We start from the raw sequence: 16,614 nt of genomic DNA, 5'->3' as shown, positions 1-16,614 counted from the left end.
TCTCATTATCGATAACATCCTTATTATCGATAACGCAAGGTTGCAGTTGGCTTGCACCCGGAAGGAGACAGCACATGGCGGACATCCGGCTGGAGGGGATCGTGAAGGACTACGGCGCTGTCCGCGCCATTCACGGCGTCGACCTGTCTGTAAACGATGGCGAATTCGTCGCTTTCGTCGGCCCGTCCGGTTGCGGCAAGTCCACCATGTTACGGATGATCGCGGGGCTTGAGGAAATCTCGGGCGGGATCCTGCGAATCGGCGGCCGCATCGTGAACGAGATCGAACCAAAGGGCCGTGATGTGGCGATGGTCTTTCAGGATTACGCGCTGTACCCGCACATGACGATTCGCGACAACATCGGCTTCGGCCTGAAGATGCGCGGCTGGAAACCCGCCGAGATCGCCGCGCGTGTGGCCGAGGCCGCCCGCATCCTGAAGATCGATGACTATCTTGACCGCAAGCCGGGCCAATTGTCCGGCGGTCAGCGCCAGCGCGTCGCCATGGGCCGCGCCATCGTGCGGGAACCCGCGGTGTTCCTGTTCGACGAGCCGCTGTCCAACCTCGACGCCAAGCTGCGGGTGGAAATGCGCACCCAGATCAAGCGGTTACATGCGATGCTTGGCACCACTATGATCTATGTGACCCACGATCAGACCGAGGCGATGACCCTGTCGGACCGGGTGGTGGTTCTGAAGGGCGGCCACATCGTGCAGGAAGGCCCGCCGATGGAGCTATACGCCCGCCCCAATTGCCGCTTTGTCGGCGAATTCATCGGCTCGCCGCAGATGAACATCTTTTCCGGCAAGGTGGATCGCAGCGGCGACCGCCCGAAACTGCGGTTCGGCGAGACGGCGCTGGAATTGGGCGCGGTGGCCGCGCAAGACGGCGACCGGATCGACGTGGGCCTGCGGCCTGAGCATTTCACATGGGCCGAGGCGGGCAAGGGGCGGATCGCGCCGACGGTGGATGTCTATGAACCCTTGGGATCGGACACGCTGGCGATCTGTCAACTGGACGGGCATGAACTGACCGCCCGACTGGACCCGCATATTCCGCTGGCCCCGCGGCAGCGGATTTCCCTGGGTTATGATCCGGCGGATCTGCATTATTTCGACGGCTCTACCGGCGCTCGGCTGACCTCCGAACCTGCGCCGGTCGCCTGACCCCTGCCCGTTCGGATCAGCCGTCCAACTCGGTGTCCAGTTCGGCATCCCAGTACAGGAAGTCCATCCAGGTGTGATGCAGATGGTTGGGCGGGAATTTTCGGCCCAGGTTGCGCAATTCCATCGCAGTGGGCGCGCGCACCGGCTTGCGCAGGGAAAAGCCCACTTGTTTGAGTGTCTTGGAGCCCTTGCGAAGGTTGCACCGCCCGCAGGCCGCAACCACGTTTTCCCAGCTTGTGATGCCACCACGGGCGCGTGGGATCACGTGATCGAAGGTCAGGTCGCCCTTGTCGCCGCAGTACTGGCATGAAAATTCATCCCTCAGAAACAAATTAAAGCGCGTGAAGGCCACGCGCTTTTGAGGTTTGACGAAATCTCTGAGGACAACAACCGAAGGGATCTTGATCTCGGTCGTGGGGCTTCGGACCACCGTGTCGTATTCGGCAATGATGTCCACCCGATCCAGGTAAGCCGCCTTCACCGCCTCCTGCCAGGGCCACAGCGACAGCGGGTAATAGGACAGCGGACGGTAGTCCGCGTTCAGCACAAGCGCCGGGTGGTGCTTGAGGTTCTGAGGTTCCCGAACGAAGTTGGTCCTGAATTCCACGTTCATCTGTGCGCTGATCCCTAGCCTGACCGGCGGGACGGCGCCAACGCCCCTTCGGCACCATGACTATATATGGCGTTCGCCATCCGACAACCCCCGCTAGATGCTGTAGAGGTCGCTTTCGGGATAGAGGGTCGCTGTAACGCGAATGTGACGCCTATTCAGGCAGTTCCAGACCCAGTTGCTTGCGGATGAAGGACAGCGACACGCCCAGACCGTCAGGCGAAATCCCGTGGCCGGTGCCTTTCATGACATGGGCGTAGACTTCGAATCCCGCGGCCGTCAGCGCATTTGCGGCTTCGGGCAGGGATTGTGGCGGCACCACGTCGTCCTGATCGCCGTGCAGCAGCAGCACCGGCGGGCGGCTCACCACCTCGGCGGCCAGCATTTCAGGCTCGACCAGGCGGCCCGAGAACCCCACGACGCCGGCCAGTTCTTCGGTTCGCCGGGGGGCCACATGCAGGCTCATCATCGTGCCTTGCGAAAAGCCCACAAGGATCATGCGGTTGGCCGGCAGGCCTTCGTCGACCAGCACCTGGTCGAGAAAGGCGTTCAGATCCTCGATGGCGCGGCCCATGCCCTGCATCGCCGCTTCCTCGCTGGAGCCGTCGATCCAGGGGATCGGGAACCACTGGAAGCCCGCCGGATTCATCGGGCAGACCTCGGGCGCGTTGGGCGCCAGGAACACGGCGTTGGGCAGATGCTGCGCCAGCGGCTCGGACAGGCCCAGCAGATCGTTTCCGTCGGCGCCATAGCCGTGCAGGAACACCACGATCGAATCGGCTGTGCCCGATGCCGCGTCCTTGCGGCCAAATTCCAGTACCCGTGTCATCTGATCCCCTCGCGATCCTTTGCCACCCGGTAGTAGGCCCACAGAAGCCGGGCGGCAACCGACCGCCATGGCGTCCAGGGCGCGGCCATCTCGCGCAGGGCCTTTTCGCTGGGGCGATCCTCCAGACCGAACAGCAGGCGCGCGCTTTCCTGCAGCGCCAGATCCCCCGGTGCAAAGACATCCGCCCGGCCCAGCGAGAACATGGCGTAGATCTCGGCGGTCCAGCGGCCGATGCCCGGCACCTCGACCAGCGTGGCGATCACCTCATCACAGGGGCAGTCGCGCAGGGCGGCATAGCGGATGCGCGCCTCGGCCAGCGCCCTGGCATAGCGGATCTTCTGGCGCGACAGCCCGCAGGCCCGCAACTCTTCCTCGCTGGCCCAGAGGATCTTGCGCGGGCCTGTCAGCCGCGCCGCCTTCAGCCGGCCCCAGATCGCATCCGCCGCCGCGACCGAGACCTGCTGGCTGACGATGGCGCCCAGCAGCGCCTCGAACCCGTCCTTGCGGCGGCGCAGCGGCAACGGGCCGGTCAGGGCCAGCGCGTCGGCAAAGCGCGGTTCGATCCGGGCCAGATGCGCGGCGCCTTCTGCCACGCAATCGGGCGTCATGATGATGCGTTCGTCCATGTCTGCTCCCTGATCCAATCCAATGCCTGCGTGACCGAGGCCAGCACCCGGCCTTCTGGCTGCGGCGGGCGCGCGACCATGACGACCGGCAGGCCCAACGCGCGGGCGGCTTCCAGCTTGGCCCGGCCTGCCGCCCCTCCTGCGTTCTTGGTCACCAGCAGGTCGACCCGGAACCTGCGGAAAAGCGCGATCTCGGCGTCACGGGTGAAGGGCGGGCGTCCGACCACGTAGTCACCCCGTGGCCAGGGGAAGGGCGCAGGGGACGGATCGATGCGGCGGCAGATCACGTGGTGCCGGTCCATCCCGGTATAGGCGTCCAGATGCTCGGGCCCCGTCGCCATGAACACCCGCGCACCCTCGGGCACCTGCGCGGCGACCTCGGCTTCGCTGGCCACCTCGGTCCAGCGGTCACCCGGTCCAGCCTGCCATGCGGGGCGCAGAAGCCGCGCATGGGCGACGCCGTTCTGGCGGCACAGGCGCGCGTTGCGGGCCGCGATCCGGTGCGCGAAGGGATGGGTGGCAACCATTACCGCCTGCACCCGGTGCCGCGCCAGATAATCGGCAAACCCCGCATCCCCACCAAACCCCCCGACCCGTGTCGGCAGCCCAAGGTCCGCAGGGCGCGCAGTGGTTCCTGCCAGCGAGGCGGTCGCCGCGACTTCGGGCATCCCGGCCAGTGCGCGGGCGACCTGCCGAGCCTCGGTGGTACCGGCCAGCAGCAGCAAGCGCAGGCTCATGTCGCCCCGGCCCGACCAAGGATCGTGCCCTTGCGGTCAATCACCACCACATCAGCCTGCACCGGCGCGTCGCGCAGCAGCGCAAACACGGTGTCCAGCGCCCGGTCGGCCACCATCTGCGCCAGCCCCGGACCGGCGATCTCCAGCGCCTGCAATGCGGTATTGGCGGCGGACACATCGGCCAGTCCGGCCTGCTGCGCCCAGCCGTTCAGCACCGCGAAGTCCACCTGGCTGCGCCCCGAATGCAGGTCCCGCGCCCCCTGCCCCAGCTTGGTCAGCTTGCCGATGCCGCCGCCGATTGTGATGCGCGCCACCGGGTGCCTTGCGAGGTATTTCAACAACCCGCCCGCGAAATCGCCCATGTCCAGCATGGCGTGATCCGGCAGACCGTACAGGCGCTGCACCGCTGTCTCGCTGGTGGCCCCGGTGCAGCCCGCCACATGGGTCAGCCCGGCAGCGCGCGCCACATCGATGCCGCGATGGATCGAGGCGATCCAGGCCGCGCAGGAAAACGGCCGCACGATGCCCGTGGTGCCCAGCACCGACAGCCCGCCCTTGATGCCCAGCCGCGGGTTCCACGTCTTTTGCGCCAGTTCCGCCCCGCCGGGAATCGAGACGGTCAGTTCCACATCCCCGCGCTGGCCAAAGTGTGCGGCCTGTTCGGCCACCACGCCCTGCATCATGGTCCGGGGCACCGGGTTGATCGCAGGCTCGCCCACTGCCACCGGCAGGCCGGGCATGGTGACCACGCCAACCCCCGCACCCGCACGGAAAACCACCCCCGCCCCCGGCGCCAACGCCCGCGCGCGCACGCGGATCACCGCGCCATGGGTCACATCCGGATCGTCGCCCGCGTCCTTCTTGACCCCGCATTCCGCCCAATCGGGCCCCGTCGCGCAGTCCTGTAGGTCGAACAGCGGGGTTTCGCCCTTGGGCAGCACGATCCGCACCGTCGGCGGAAACGCCCCGCCCCACAGCCGTTCCAGCGCGCCCAGGGTGGCGGCGGTGGCACAGGCGCCCGTGGTCCAGCCACGGCGCAGCGCGGGAGGTGTGCGAGCGGTCATGCCAACGTGCCTACAAGAAAGGCAGGCCTGCGCGCAATCGACGGCGTTTCGCAACACCGGGGCCGCGACGGACTTTCCCAGCGGCGCAAGGGACGGCATAAGCAGGCCATGACCGACTCGCTTCAATTCCCCGATGGCCCCTGGCCCGAGCTTCTGCCCGGCTGGGTCTGGCTGTGCGGCACGGGTCCGGGCGATCCGGGCCTGATGACCCTGCATGCGGTGAACGCGCTGCGCCAAGCCGATGTGATCGTCTACGACGCCTTGATGAACCCCGAGATCCTGACCTGGGCGCGGCCCGAGGCCGAGCGTATCTATGCAGGCAAGCGCGGCGGCAAACCCTCGGCCCAGCAGCGCGACATCTCGCTGCAACTGGTCGAACTGGCCCGCGCAGGCAAGCGCGTGCTGCGGCTGAAAGGCGGCGACCCCTTCGTTTTCGGGCGCGGCGGGGAAGAGGCGCAGACCCTGATCCAGCACCAGGTGCCGGTGCGCATCGTGCCCGGCATCACCGCCGGGATCGGCGGGATGGCCTATGCCGGCATCCCGGTGACTCATCGCGATGTGAACCAGACCGTGGCCTTCGTCACCGGCCATGACCGGCAGGGGCTGGCCCCCGGGTCGGTCGATTGGCCATCGCTGGCGAAAGCGGCACAGGTCATCGTGATCTACATGGGCATGAAGCACATCCGCGCCATTGCCGACGAGTTGATGGCGGGTGGACGCGCGCCGGACGAACCCGTCGCGGTGATCACCGCCGCCAGCCTGCCCGACCAGCGGGTGCTGGAAACCACCCTTCAGACCGCCGCGGACGATATTGCCGCTGCCGAGATGACCCCGCCCGCGGTCATCTGCATCGGCCGGTCGGTATTGATGCGGCAGGTGCTGGACTGGCAGGCACTGGCTGCGGGCGAGACACCCCGCAACCTGGATCCATTGGGACGCGGACGCCCAGCCGAGATGTCGTGACCGGCGGCACCGGCCTGATCCTGGCCGCCCCCTCCTCGGGCGCGGGCAAGACCACGGTGACGCTGGGCCTGTTGCGGGCACTGTCGCGGCAGGACCTGCCGGTGCGCAGCGCCAAATCCGGCCCCGACTACATCGACCCCCGCTTTCACGAAGCCGCCACGGGCCAGCCCTGTGTCAACCTCGATGCCTGGGCGATGTCGCCTGCACGCCTGCGGGCGCTGGCCGCCGGACCGGGGCTGCTGTTGATCGAAGGGGCCATGGGGCTGTTTGATGGTGCGCCCCCAGACGGGCGCGGTGCCTGTGCCGATCTGGCCCGGCACCTTGGCCTGCCGGTGGTGCTGATCGTCGATGCCGGCCGCATGGCACAATCGGTGGCGCCGCTTGTGGCCGGCTTCGCAGGTCATGACCCCGAGGTGCGTCTGGCCGGAATTATCCTGAACCGCGTCGGCAGCCCCCGGCACGAATCGCTGTTGCGCCGAGCGCTGGCTCCGCTCGGTCTGCCGGTGCTGGGCGCGCTGCCAAGATTGCCGGGGCTGGAAACCCCCTCGCGCCACCTTGGGCTGGTGCAGGCGGCGGAACACGGTGATCTGGAAAGCTTCCTCGACCGCGCCGCCGACACCGTGTCCAGCCATTGCGACCTTGAGGCGCTTGTGGCCCTGTCCGCGCCTTTGCCATCCGCAAGCCCCGCGCCGCGCCTTTCACCGCCAGCGCAGACAATCGCGGTGGCACAGGATGTGGCCTTTGCCTTTGCCTATCCGCATCTTCTGGCCGACTGGCGCGCACAAGGGGCCGAGATCCGCCCGTTTTCCCCGCTGGCCGATGACCCTGTGCCCGAGGCGGGGTTTGTCTTTCTGCCCGGCGGTTACCCCGAACTGCACGCCGGGCGACTGGCGGCCAATACCCGCTTTCTGTCCGGTCTCAGGACCGCGGCGCAGGCAGGCACACCGATCTATGGCGAATGCGGCGGCTACATGGTGCTGGGCGACGGGCTGATCGATGCCCAGGGTGCGCGTCACGAAATGGCCGGGTTGCTGCGGCTTGAAACCAGCTTTGCCCACCGCAAGCTGCATCTGGGCTATCGCACGGTACAGGCCTCCCAAGGGCCGATGTCCGGCATCTGGGCCGCGCATGAATTTCACTACGCCACCACCGTGAAGGCCGAAGGCGCGCCGCTGTTCACGGCCAGAGATGCCGAAGGCACGCCCCTGCCCGACATGGGGCTGGTGCAGGGCGCTGTCTGCGGCTCCTTCGCCCATCTGATCGACCGGGCTTTTCCCGCCCCGGCGCAAGGTGTAATCCCCGACGCATGAGCACCGATATCCCCATCGCCAGCCCTGATAGCGACCGCCGCGCCAAACGCAACGTGGCGGTTCTGGTGGCCGCACAGGCCATCCTTGGCAGCCAGATGCCGATGATCTTCGTGATCGGCGGGCTGGCGGGGCAGATGCTGGCCCCCAACGCCTGCCTCGCGACGCTGCCCATTTCGCTGATCGTCTTCGGCTCGATGACCACGGCGCCCTGGCTCAGCCCGCTGATGCAGCGGATGGGCCGTCGCACGGGTTTCCTGATCGGCGCCATGGGCGGCATGATCGGGGCGCTGATCTGCGTGCTGGCGCTGTCGCAGGGCTCTTTCGCGCTGTTCCTGCTGGGCTCGTATCTGACCGGGATCTACATGTCGGCGCAGGGGTTCTACCGTTTTGCCGCCGCCGATACCGCCAGCGAGGCGTTCCGGCCCAAGGCCATCAGCTATGTCATGGCGGGCGGGTTGCTGTCGGCGGTGCTGGGTCCGCAACTGGTGAAGGTGACGACCAATGCCACGGCGATTCCCTTCATGGGCACCTATGCGCTGGTCATCGGCCTGAACCTTGTCGGCATGGCGCTGTTCTTCCTGCTCGACATTCCCAAGGCACCGCCACGCCGCGCCACCGATGCCCCGGCGCGCAGCTGGCTGGAGCTTCTGTCCCAGCCGACCATCGCGGTGGCCGTCATCTGCGCCATGGTTTCCTACGCGCTGATGAACCTGGTGATGACCTCGACCCCGCTGGCCGTGGTGGGCTGTGGCTTCACGGAAGGCAATGCCGCCGACATTGTCACCGGCCATGTGCTGGCCATGTTCGCGCCGTCGTTCTTCACCGGCCACCTGATCGCGCGCTTCGGTGCCACGCGCATCGTTGCCCTGGGTCTCGTGATCCTCGGCATCGCCGGCGTGGTCGCCCTGCAAGGGGTAGAGTTGGAGAACTTCTTCCTGGCGCTGGTCCTGCTGGGCATCGGCTGGAACTTCGGCTTCATCGGCGCCACCACCATGCTGGCCAGCGCCCATGAACCGCATGAACGCGGGCGGGTGCAGGGCATGAACGATGCGCTGGTTTTCGGCGGCGTGGTTTTGGCTTCGCTGGCCTCGGGCGGGTTGATGAACTGCTCGGGCGGCACGGCCGAGGCCGGGTGGAGCGCGGTCAACCTGGCCATGGTGCCCTTCCTGACCCTGGCCGGCGGCGCTCTGATCTGGCTGACCCTCAGACCGCAGGACTGACGCCGCACAACCGCTGCAAGGGGCCTGCCCCAGACGGGCAGGACAGGCCGCGCGGCCGCTAGATGCGCCGTGTCATGGAGGCCCGCAGCAGGGCCAGCCGCCGTGCCGCTTCGCTTTCGGCAAGCTGGCCGTCGGCGACCCGGCCCGGCACCTGTGCGGCCCGACCCAACACCACCGATGCGCGCCACCCGCTGAGCAGCGCGGACCGGGCCAGTCGATCCACAGCACCAAATCCCTGCCGCGCGCGGACCAGCCAGCCCAGCCCGTCGCGGGCCAGCGCCTGCACGGCCGCGGCACGTCCATCCGGCAGCGGCACACGGCCACGGGCTTCCAACTCGGGCACCGCCAGCAGCCATGCCGCCAGCCCCGAGGCCTGCCCGGCATCCCGAAACACCGGTTCCGCCGCGGCCTGCGCCCCCAGCGCCCGGCCCGCGGTCCAGAACAGCGCGCCCGAGGTGTCCTGCAGATACTGGTCAAAAGCCGCGCGATCTTCGAAAGGGTCGCGCTGCAGGTCCAGCCGTCGCGCCTCGACCAGCGGGATCAGAACCTTTGCCCCGTCTGCATCCAGCACACCGCTCAGGGGGGTGGCGACCTCATGCTTGCGCACGGTACCGCCCGCCACGATCTCGTCCAGAAGGTCACGCCACCATTGCAAGCGCATCTCGCCGATCATCACCTCGGCGCTGACCCAGGGCGCGCGGGCGACCTCAAGGTTGAAGGCATAGAGCGGCAGCAGCACCGGGCGCGCCGCCACGGGGGCGGCCAGAACCGCGCGGAACCGGTCGGGGTCACCGCGTTCCAGCAGGTCGGCGCAGGCTTGCAGGCTCATCCCCGGCCCTGCCGATCAGACCGGCGCGGCATCCGGCACCGCCGTCGACCCGGCCGCCACCGCGGCCCCGTCATGGGCCAGCTTCCAGTTGATCGCATCCAGCAGCGCATCGAAGGACGCGTCGATGATGTTGGCCGAAACCCCCACCGTCGACCAGCTGTTGCCGCTGCGATCCACGCTGTCGATGATGACGCGGGTCACGGCCTCGGTGCCTGCGCCGATGATGCGCACGCGGAAATCGACCAGCCGCATGTCCTCGATCGACGACCGATAAGGCGACAGGCCCTGCACCAGCGCCGAATAGAGCGCGCTGACCGGCCCGCTGTCGCGGCCAAGGCTGTCGCTGCCGAAGGCGTGCAGGCGCAGCGCCTCGTCTCCGACCCGCACCTGAACCGAAGCTTCCGAGGAATGCTCGACCCCGCTGTCGGTCCGCCGCCGCGCGATCACCACGCGGTACCAGTCGACGCTGAAGTAATCCGTCACCCCGCCCAGCTCCTGCCGGGCGATCAGCTCGAAACTGGCCTGCGCGGTGTCATAGGAATAGCCCGCCGATTCCTGCTCCTTGATCCGGTCCAGAATGCGGCCCAGGGCCGGCGTGCCGGGTGCCACGTCGAACCCGGCCTCGGCCAGCCGGCGGCGCAGGTTCGACTGCCCCGCCTGGTTCGACATCGGGATCACGCGGGCATTGCCGACGGTGCCCGGCTCGACATGTTCATAGGTGGTGGGGTCTTTCAGGATGGCCGAGGCGTGCAGCCCCGCCTTATGGGCAAAGGCCGACGCCCCCACGTATGGCGCGGATTTCTGCGGCACCCGGTTCAGGATGTCATCCAGCAACCGCGACACCCGTGTCAGGCTTTTCAGCCCGTCAAGGCTCACCCCGGTGTCAAACCGCGAGCGATAGGGGTCCTTCATCAGCAGGGTCGGGATCAGCGACACCAGGTTGGCATTGCCGCAGCGTTCGCCCAGCCCGTTCAGCGTGCCCTGCACCTGTCGCGCACCGGCGTCGATGGCCGCCAGCGAGTTTGCCACCGCGTTGCCGGTGTCGTCATGGGTGTGGATGCCCAGCCGGTCGCCGGGAATGCCCGCGTCAATGACCAGCCCGGTGATCCGCCCCACTTCGCCGGGCAGCGAGCCGCCGTTGGTGTCGCACAGCACGATCCAGCGTGCCCCGGCCTCATAGGCCGCCCGCAGGCAGTTCAGCGCGTATTCCGGGTTGGACTTGTAGCCGTCGAAGAAATGCTCGGCATCGAACAGCGCCTCGCGCCCCTGCGCCACGATATGCGCGATCGAGCGGCTGATGTTGTCGAGGTTCTCCTCCAACTCGATGCCAAGCGCGGTGGTGACGTGGAAGTCATGGGTCTTGCCCACCAGACAGACCGCCGGAGTATTGGCGTTCAGAACCCCGGCCAGAACCTCGTCATTCTCGGCCGAGCGTCCCGCCCGCTTGGTCATGCCAAAGGCGGTCAGGGTGGCGCGGGTCTGCGGCGGGGCGGCGAAGAACTCGCTGTCGGTGGGGTTCGCGCCGGGCCAGCCGCCTTCGATATAGTCAATGCCCAGATCGTCCAGCGCCTTGGCGATGCGCAGCTTTTCCGGGGTCTGGAACTGCACGCCCTGGGTCTGCTGGCCGTCGCGCAGGGTGGTGTCGAACAGGTACAGCCGTTCGCGCGGCGCGGTCCATTCGCGGTGGGTCGACATGGTCATGCCAGTGCCTCCAGCCTGGACGGGTCGAAGCCCGGTTGCGGCGACAGTTCCACGCCCGCCTTGCTCATGCGCACTTCCACGCCCGCGTCGATCAGCGCGGCTTTCAGGCGGTCCACGTCCGAGAAATCCTTGCTGGCCATGGCCTCCGTGCGCAGATCGGCCAGCCGTGTGGCCCAGCCGGACAGGTCCACCGTCGGGGTGGCTGCCCAGTCGGGCACCGCATCGGTCATCAGGCCCAGAAGCTGAAGCCCCGCCCGCAATGCGCCACCCTGCCCGTCGCCCGACAGGCGATGCAAGGCGGTCAGCGCACCGTGGGTGTTCAGATCGTCGGCCAGTGCGGCCAGAAGTTCGGCATCCTGCGCGCCGGTTTCAGCCGCTGCCGCCTGAGCATACCACTTGCGCAGGGTGCGATCGGCCTCGTCTGCCTTCTTCGCGGTCCAGTCCATCGGCTTGCGGTAATGGGTGGACAGGAAGACAAAGCGGATCACCTCGCCCGGCACGCCCTGATCCAGCAGATCGCGCACGGAGAAGAAATTGCCCAGCGACTTGGACATCTTCCTGCCCTCGACCTGCAGCATTTCGTTGTGCATCCAGACGCGGGCAAAATCGCCCTCGGGATGGGCGCAGCGGCTTTGGGCGATCTCGTTCTCGTGGTGCGGGAATTGCAGATCGTTGCCGCCGCCGTGAATGTCGAACGTGGCGCCCAGCAGTTCCTGCGCCATGGCCGAGCATTCGATGTGCCAGCCCGGACGGCCCCGGCCCCAGGGGCTGTCCCAACCCGGCAGATCGTCGCTGGACGGCTTCCACAGCACGAAATCCATCGGATTGCGCTTGTAAGGCGCGACCTCGACCCGCGCGCCGGCGATCATGTCGTCGACCGAGCGCCCCGACAGCGCGCCGTAATCGGCATAGCTGTCCACGGCGAACAGCACATGACCCTCGGCCTCGTAGGCGTGGCCCCTGGCGATCAGTTCCGCGCAGATGGTGACCATCTGGCCGATGTAGTCGGTGGCGCGCGGCGCGTGGGTCGGCTCCAACGCTCCCAACGCGCCCATGTCTTCCAGGAACCAGCCGATGGTTTCGTCGGTGATCTCGGTGATCGAACGGCCGGATTGCGCAGCGCGCGTGTTGATCTTGTCATCCACGTCAGTGAAATTGCGCACATAGGTCACGTGTTCAGCACCATATTCCTGGCGCAGCAGCCGAAACAGCACGTCGAAGACCACCACCGGGCGCGCATTGCCCAGATGGGCGCGGTCATAGACCGTCGGCCCGCAGACATACATGCGCACGTTCCGGGGGTCCTGCGGAACAAAAGGCTCCTGCTTCCGCGACTTGGTGTTGTATAGGCTAATCTGGACCATGGTCGTCTTGCTTCCGGCGGGTGGTGGCGCGAGTTTCCGTGCGGGATTACCGGAGCCGAGCGTGAAAGAAAAGCCACGAGGCATTCGCGCCACCTTGACCTTTTCACAGGCGCTGCCACAAACGGCCCCATGGCTCAAGCAAACCTGACAATCAACCTCGACGCCGTGGCCGACAACTGGCGGGCGCTGGACGCCCGGACCGGGCCGGACACCGAAACCGCCGCCGTGGTCAAGGCCGATGGCTATGGCCTTGGGGCCGAGCGCGTGGCCGCCCGGCTGGCCGCAACCGGCGCGCGCACCTATTTCGTGGCCACTGCCGCCGAAGGCGCGCGGGTCCGCCAGACCGTGGGCGAGGTGCCCGCCATCGCGGTGTTCTCGGGGCATATGGACGGCGACACCGACCTGATCCGCGCCAACGACCTGATCCCGATGCTGAACAGCGCCGCCCAGGTAGACCGCCATCTGGACGCCCTGCCCGACGCACGCTTCGGCGTGCAACTGGACAGCGGCATGAACCGGCTGGGGATGGAGCCCGCCGAATGGGACAGCCAGAAAGCCCGCCTGCTGGACCGCGGGCCGTGGCTGGTGATGTCGCATCTGGCCTGCGCCGACGAGCCCGATCATCCGATGAACGCCCAGCAACTGGCGGCCTTCCGGGCAATGACCGACGGTCTGGGCCTGCGCCGGTCGCTGGCGGCCACCGGCGGCATCCTGCTGGGGCCGGATTATCACTTTGACCTGACCCGCCCCGGCATTGGCCTTTATGGCGGCGCGCCGTTCTCGGCCGCGGTCCCGGCGGTGCAACTGCGCATCCCGGTGATCCAGTGCCGCGACGTGGCTTTGGGCGAAACCGTCGGCTACGGCAATTCCTGGGTGGCCTCGCGCCCCTCGCGCATCGCGACGATCGCCGTGGGCTATGCCGACGGGCTGCTCCGGTCGCTGTCGGGCAAGGCCACGCTGTTCGCGGGCGCCACCCCCTGCCCGCTGGTGGGTCGGGTGTCGATGGATCTGCTGACCATTGATGTGACCCATCTTGACGAAGACCCCGAAACGCTGGAAATCCTCGGCCCCTATCAAGGCGTCGATGCTCTGGCGGACACCGCGGGCACCATCGGCTATGAAATCCTGACCTCGCTGGGAGCCCGCTATGACCGGCGCTACAATCGGTTCTGAGCCGCACCCCCGCCGGGGCGCACAGAACCTGACGGGGCAGGCTTCGACCTGCGTTTCCGCACCCGAGCAAAGGGAAAGATCATGAACGCACTGGCCCCCGTTGCCGGGATCGGACGCAGCACGCTGGCCACCGTGGCCAGCCTTGGGCGGGTGTCGATCTTCATCGCCCAGACCCTGCGCCATATTGTGACGCCACCTTTCTATCCGCGCGAATTCTGGACGGCTGTGATCGCCATCGGCTGGCTCAGCCTGCCGGTGGTGGGCCTGACCGCCGTGTTTACCGGCGCAGCCCTGGCGCTGCAGATCTTCGACGGCTCGGCCCGGTTCTCGGCCGAGGCGGTTGTGCCGCAGATCGTCGCCATCGGCATGGTGCGCGAACTTGGCCCGGTTCTGGGCAGCCTGATGGTGGCCGCGCGCGTGGCGTCGTCCATCGCCGCCGAGATCGGCACCATGAAAGTGACCGAGCAGATCGACGCGCTGGTGACCCTGTCCACCAACCCGATGAAATACCTGACCGCCCCGCGCGTGCTGGCCGCCACCCTGACGGTGCCGCTGCTGGTGGCGGTGGGCGATGCCATCGGCATTTTCGGTGGCTATCTGGTGGGCACCACGCGGCTGGGCTTCAACGAGATCAACTATCTCAAGAACACCGTCAACTTCCTGGAGTTCTGGGACATCGGCTCGGGCCTTGTGAAGGGCGCAGTCTTCGGCTTCATCATCGCGCTGATGGGCTGCTACTACGGCATGAACTCAAGCCGCGGCGCGCAGGGCGTGGGCAAGGCCACCAAGGCCGCCGTGGTGTCGGCGTCGGTGCTGATCCTGGCCTCCAACTATCTTCTGACCGAGGCGTTCTTCTCGTCATGATCCAGCTTGAAAACGTCCATAAATCCTTTGGCAACAACGCCGTGCTGCGTGGGGTGAACCTTGAGGTGCCCAAGGGCGAGAGCATGGTGATCATCGGCGGCTCGGGCACCGGCAAATCGGTGGCGCTGAAATGCGTTCTGGGGCTGGTCCGGCCCGACAAGGGCGTGATCCGCGTCGATGGCGAGGACATCACCCGCGCAGACCGGGACGAGTTCCTGTCGCATTTCGGTATGCTGTTTCAGGGCGGCGCGCTGTTCGATTCCATGCATGTCTGGGAAAACGTGGCCTTCCGCCTGCTGCGCGGCCGCCTGAAGAAACCGCGCGAGGAAGCCCGCGAGATCGCCATCGAGAAGCTGCGCCGCGTCGGCCTGCGTGCCAGCGTCGCCGATCAGTTTCCGGCAGAACTGTCGGGCGGCATGCAAAAGCGTGTGGGCCTGGCCCGTGCCATCGCCGCCGAACCGCAGATCATCTTTTTCGACGAACCCACCACCGGGCTCGACCCGATCATGTCGGGCGTCATCAACGACCTGATCCGTGAAATCGTGGTGGAAATGGGGGCAACCGCCATGACCATCACCCACGACATGACATCGGTCCGGGCCATCGCCGACAAGGTGGCGATGCTGCACGACGGGGTGATCCAGTGGACCGGCCCGGTCAGCGAGCTGGACAACACCGGCGATCCCTACATGCAACAGTTCATCAACGGCTCTGCCGAGGGACCGATCGAGGCGGTGCGCTAGCCGCCCATGCCCCTGTCCCGCCTTCTGGCCGCGCTCAACCTGGTGCTTCTGATCGCCTTTCCCGTAGCCTGGGCCGCGCCGCTGTTGCGGGCCGGGCTGCTGCCGTTCTTCGGCATGTCCGAGGTGTCGATCCTGTCCGGCATCCGCGCGCTTTGGGGAACCGATCCGGCGCTGGCGGCGCTGGTGGCGGCGCTGGCGATGGTGGCACCCTACCTGAAGATCCTGACGCTGGCGGGCATCCAATGGGGCTACCTGTCGCGCCGCGCCCTTCCACTGGTCAAACAGCTCAGCCGGCTGGCAATGGCGGATGTGTTCTTGATCGCGCTGTATGTAGTAGTGGCCAAGGGCGTCGGCGTTGGCCGGATCGAGACCGCCTGGGGGTTGTGGCTGTTCACCGGCTGTGTCGGCCTGTCGTTGATGACAAGCTGGATGACCAAGGCCAGATAGACCCAAGAAATTGAGGAAAAGCCAAGTTATACCCGATTGCAGGTTCTAATCCCCATTTTACTGGATATAACTTTAAGAAGCCTAAATCTCCACTTGCGTCGTCAATTTTTTCTGGACAACCGCCAACACCAACTGCTACAGTTAATGACTAAATCATGGCCAATTAGGGCGATGTACGATGATCTATTATCGGAAAAGGTATATTACCTCGGGCACCTTCGGAAGAAGATTTGCAACGCTCGTCAAGATTGAGCTTTCGGAAGACGAGAAGTTCTTTGTCGAACGAGCCGGACTTTGGAACGCACGGATTAGAAACTCCGAGTCCATACTCACAAACCCCAAAGGCTATCTGGAGCAAATTCGCGGCCTGAGAAACCGTTGGGATATTGGAATCAGTAGAACAACAGGCTTTGTCTTTCTAGGGTCAGGACTCGTTCTTGTCTCAAAGCCAGAACATGACGGTTGCGGCCAATGCGATGGCTGAGAGGAAGACTTTTGGGCATCGGTCGTAGCGAGTGGCCACACGCCGCCAGTCTTTCAGTCTTCCGAACATGATCTCGATGCGGTTGCGGCGCTTGTATCGACGCTTGTCATACTTGATGGCTGTCTTGCGCTGCTTTCGGCCGGGGATACAGGCTCGTATCCCCTTGTCTTTCAATGCTTCTCTGAACCAGTCTGCGTCATAGCCCCGGTCCCCGAGCAGCCACTCGGCATTCGGCAGGCTGCTCACCAATGCCCGTGCGCCGATGTAATCGCTCACCTGCCCGGCGGTGACGAAGAGATTGATTGGTCGCCCCAGGCTGTCGCAGACGGCGTGCAGCTTTGTATTCATACCGCCCTTGGTTCGGCCGATCAGGCGGCCACGCCCCCCTTTTTAACGCCCAGGCTGGACGCGGTGCGGTGTGCCTTCAGATACGTCGCGTCGATCATCACGGTCTTTTCTTCACTGTGTTCGGCGGCCAGCCCAG

The 16,614-nt window shown here is 66.3% G+C and carries 16 protein-coding genes and 1 pseudogene; 8 read left to right on the top strand and 9 right to left on the bottom strand.

Going from position 1 to position 16,614, the window contains the following annotated elements:
• The first annotated feature begins 74 nt into the window (after positions 1 to 74).
• On the top strand, positions 75 to 1,166 hold the full coding sequence (locus ACP15K_RS07395; RefSeq protein WP_193141718.1) for an ABC transporter ATP-binding protein: 1,092 nt from the start codon (positions 75 to 77) through the stop codon (positions 1,164 to 1,166).
• Positions 1,167 to 1,182: 16 nt separating this feature from the next.
• Here the strand turns inward: ACP15K_RS07395 and ACP15K_RS07390 are convergent, their stop codons facing one another.
• From ACP15K_RS07390 to ACP15K_RS07370, 5 genes are all read right to left on the bottom strand, one after another.
• Complete coding sequence (locus ACP15K_RS07390; RefSeq protein WP_193141719.1) at positions 1,183 to 1,779, bottom strand: HNH endonuclease; 597 nt, start codon at positions 1,777 to 1,779, stop codon at positions 1,183 to 1,185.
• A 151-nt stretch (positions 1,780 to 1,930) separates the two neighbouring features.
• Complete coding sequence (locus ACP15K_RS07385; RefSeq protein WP_193141720.1) at positions 1,931 to 2,605, bottom strand: alpha/beta hydrolase; 675 nt, start codon at positions 2,603 to 2,605, stop codon at positions 1,931 to 1,933.
• Entirely contained in the window at positions 2,602 to 3,231 is a 630-nt protein-coding gene (locus ACP15K_RS07380) for a DNA-3-methyladenine glycosylase family protein (RefSeq protein WP_424990170.1), read from the bottom strand. The genes ACP15K_RS07385 and ACP15K_RS07380 overlap by 4 nt, the downstream gene beginning before the upstream one ends.
• Complete coding sequence (locus tag ACP15K_RS07375) at positions 3,210 to 3,968, bottom strand: cobalt-precorrin-6A reductase (protein WP_424990169.1); 759 nt, start codon at positions 3,966 to 3,968, stop codon at positions 3,210 to 3,212. Before ACP15K_RS07375 ends, ACP15K_RS07380 begins: the two co-directional genes overlap by 22 nt.
• Positions 3,965 to 5,032 carry a cobalt-precorrin-5B (C(1))-methyltransferase gene (locus ACP15K_RS07370; protein ID WP_424990168.1) on the bottom strand — a complete coding sequence of 356 codons (1,068 nt, stop codon included), beginning with the start codon at positions 5,030 to 5,032 and terminating at the stop codon, positions 3,965 to 3,967. The genes ACP15K_RS07375 and ACP15K_RS07370 overlap by 4 nt, the downstream gene beginning before the upstream one ends.
• A 108-nt stretch (positions 5,033 to 5,140) precedes the next feature.
• Here ACP15K_RS07370 and cobA point away from each other — a divergent pair, with 108 nt between their 5' ends.
• From cobA to ACP15K_RS07355, 3 genes are read left to right on the top strand one after another with little or no spacing between them, the layout of a single operon-like run.
• Positions 5,141 to 5,995 (top strand): uroporphyrinogen-III C-methyltransferase, encoded by an 855-nt coding sequence (gene cobA, locus ACP15K_RS07365; RefSeq protein WP_193141723.1) that lies wholly within the window; start codon positions 5,141 to 5,143, stop codon positions 5,993 to 5,995.
• A complete protein-coding gene (locus ACP15K_RS07360; RefSeq protein ID WP_424990167.1) occupies positions 5,992 to 7,305 on the top strand; it encodes a cobyrinate a,c-diamide synthase in 1,314 nt (437 codons plus the stop codon). Before cobA ends, ACP15K_RS07360 begins: the two co-directional genes overlap by 4 nt.
• The gene (locus tag ACP15K_RS07355; protein ID WP_193141725.1) at positions 7,302 to 8,525 is read left to right on the top strand and encodes an MFS transporter; all 1,224 of its coding nucleotides are present in this window, start codon (positions 7,302 to 7,304) and stop codon (positions 8,523 to 8,525) included. The genes ACP15K_RS07360 and ACP15K_RS07355 overlap by 4 nt, the downstream gene beginning before the upstream one ends.
• A gap of 58 nt (positions 8,526 to 8,583) precedes the next feature.
• On the opposite strand, the gene ACP15K_RS07350 is transcribed toward ACP15K_RS07355, so the two are convergent.
• Genes ACP15K_RS07350 through cysS form a run of 3 tightly spaced genes read right to left on the bottom strand, consistent with a single transcriptional unit; the run spans position 8,584 to position 12,419 of the window.
• Complete coding sequence (locus ACP15K_RS07350; RefSeq protein ID WP_424990166.1) at positions 8,584 to 9,354, bottom strand: squalene/phytoene synthase family protein; 771 nt, start codon at positions 9,352 to 9,354, stop codon at positions 8,584 to 8,586.
• Positions 9,355 to 9,369: 15 nt separating this feature from the next.
• Positions 9,370 to 11,055: a citramalate synthase gene (cimA, locus tag ACP15K_RS07345; RefSeq protein ID WP_424990165.1), complete on the bottom strand. Its 1,686-nt coding sequence runs from the start codon at positions 11,053 to 11,055 to the stop codon at positions 9,370 to 9,372.
• Complete coding sequence (cysS, locus tag ACP15K_RS07340) at positions 11,052 to 12,419, bottom strand: cysteine--tRNA ligase (RefSeq protein ID WP_424990164.1); 1,368 nt, start codon at positions 12,417 to 12,419, stop codon at positions 11,052 to 11,054. Before cysS ends, cimA begins: the two co-directional genes overlap by 4 nt.
• A 129-nt stretch (positions 12,420 to 12,548) precedes the next feature.
• On the opposite strand from cysS, the gene alr reads away from it, so the two are divergent.
• From alr to ACP15K_RS07320, 4 genes are all read left to right on the top strand, one after another.
• Positions 12,549 to 13,592 carry an alanine racemase gene (alr, locus tag ACP15K_RS07335; protein ID WP_424990163.1) on the top strand — a complete coding sequence of 348 codons (1,044 nt, stop codon included), beginning with the start codon at positions 12,549 to 12,551 and terminating at the stop codon, positions 13,590 to 13,592.
• An 81-nt stretch (positions 13,593 to 13,673) separates the two neighbouring features.
• Positions 13,674 to 14,456 carry an MlaE family ABC transporter permease gene (locus tag ACP15K_RS07330; protein ID WP_193141728.1) on the top strand — a complete coding sequence of 261 codons (783 nt, stop codon included), beginning with the start codon at positions 13,674 to 13,676 and terminating at the stop codon, positions 14,454 to 14,456.
• Positions 14,453 to 15,199: an ABC transporter ATP-binding protein gene (locus ACP15K_RS07325; RefSeq protein ID WP_193141729.1), complete on the top strand. Its 747-nt coding sequence runs from the start codon at positions 14,453 to 14,455 to the stop codon at positions 15,197 to 15,199. The genes ACP15K_RS07330 and ACP15K_RS07325 overlap by 4 nt, the downstream gene beginning before the upstream one ends.
• A gap of 6 nt (positions 15,200 to 15,205) precedes the next feature.
• The gene (locus ACP15K_RS07320) at positions 15,206 to 15,646 is read left to right on the top strand and encodes a paraquat-inducible protein A (protein WP_424990162.1); all 441 of its coding nucleotides are present in this window, start codon (positions 15,206 to 15,208) and stop codon (positions 15,644 to 15,646) included.
• Positions 15,647 to 16,088: 442 nt separating this feature from the next.
• Here ACP15K_RS07320 and ACP15K_RS07315 read toward each other — a convergent pair.
• A pseudogene (locus ACP15K_RS07315) lies at positions 16,089 to 16,614 on the bottom strand (IS5 family transposase); the annotation flags it as partial.

The organism is Fluviibacterium sp. S390, from assembly GCF_049800695.1.
Classification (GTDB): Bacteria; Pseudomonadota; Alphaproteobacteria; order Rhodobacterales; family Rhodobacteraceae; genus Meridianimarinicoccus.
The sequence above is the reverse complement of the archived record's forward strand: the minus strand, read 5'-3'. Positions and strand labels throughout refer to the sequence as shown.

Coding starts and splice junctions, on each gene's coding strand:
- ACP15K_RS07350 (WP_424990166.1), bottom strand. CDS start 9,354: ATGAGCCTGCAAGCCTGCGCCGACCTGCTGGAACGCGGTGACCCCGAC.
- cysS (WP_424990164.1), bottom strand. CDS start 12,419: ATGGTCCAGATTAGCCTATACAACACCAAGTCGCGGAAGCAGGAGCCT.
- ACP15K_RS07325 (WP_193141729.1), top strand. CDS start 14,453: ATGATCCAGCTTGAAAACGTCCATAAATCCTTTGGCAACAACGCCGTG.
- cimA (WP_424990165.1), bottom strand. CDS start 11,055: ATGACCATGTCGACCCACCGCGAATGGACCGCGCCGCGCGAACGGCTG.
- ACP15K_RS07385 (WP_193141720.1), bottom strand. CDS start 2,605: ATGACACGGGTACTGGAATTTGGCCGCAAGGACGCGGCATCGGGCACA.
- cobA (WP_193141723.1), top strand. CDS start 5,141: ATGACCGACTCGCTTCAATTCCCCGATGGCCCCTGGCCCGAGCTTCTG.
- ACP15K_RS07370 (WP_424990168.1), bottom strand. CDS start 5,032: ATGACCGCTCGCACACCTCCCGCGCTGCGCCGTGGCTGGACCACGGGC.
- ACP15K_RS07355 (WP_193141725.1), top strand. CDS start 7,302: ATGAGCACCGATATCCCCATCGCCAGCCCTGATAGCGACCGCCGCGCC.
- ACP15K_RS07395 (WP_193141718.1), top strand. CDS start 75: ATGGCGGACATCCGGCTGGAGGGGATCGTGAAGGACTACGGCGCTGTC.
- ACP15K_RS07380 (WP_424990170.1), bottom strand. CDS start 3,231: ATGGACGAACGCATCATCATGACGCCCGATTGCGTGGCAGAAGGCGCC.
- ACP15K_RS07320 (WP_424990162.1), top strand. CDS start 15,206: ATGCCCCTGTCCCGCCTTCTGGCCGCGCTCAACCTGGTGCTTCTGATC.
- alr (WP_424990163.1), top strand. CDS start 12,549: ATGGCTCAAGCAAACCTGACAATCAACCTCGACGCCGTGGCCGACAAC.
- ACP15K_RS07375 (WP_424990169.1), bottom strand. CDS start 3,968: ATGAGCCTGCGCTTGCTGCTGCTGGCCGGTACCACCGAGGCTCGGCAG.
- ACP15K_RS07330 (WP_193141728.1), top strand. CDS start 13,674: ATGAACGCACTGGCCCCCGTTGCCGGGATCGGACGCAGCACGCTGGCC.
- ACP15K_RS07390 (WP_193141719.1), bottom strand. CDS start 1,779: ATGAACGTGGAATTCAGGACCAACTTCGTTCGGGAACCTCAGAACCTC.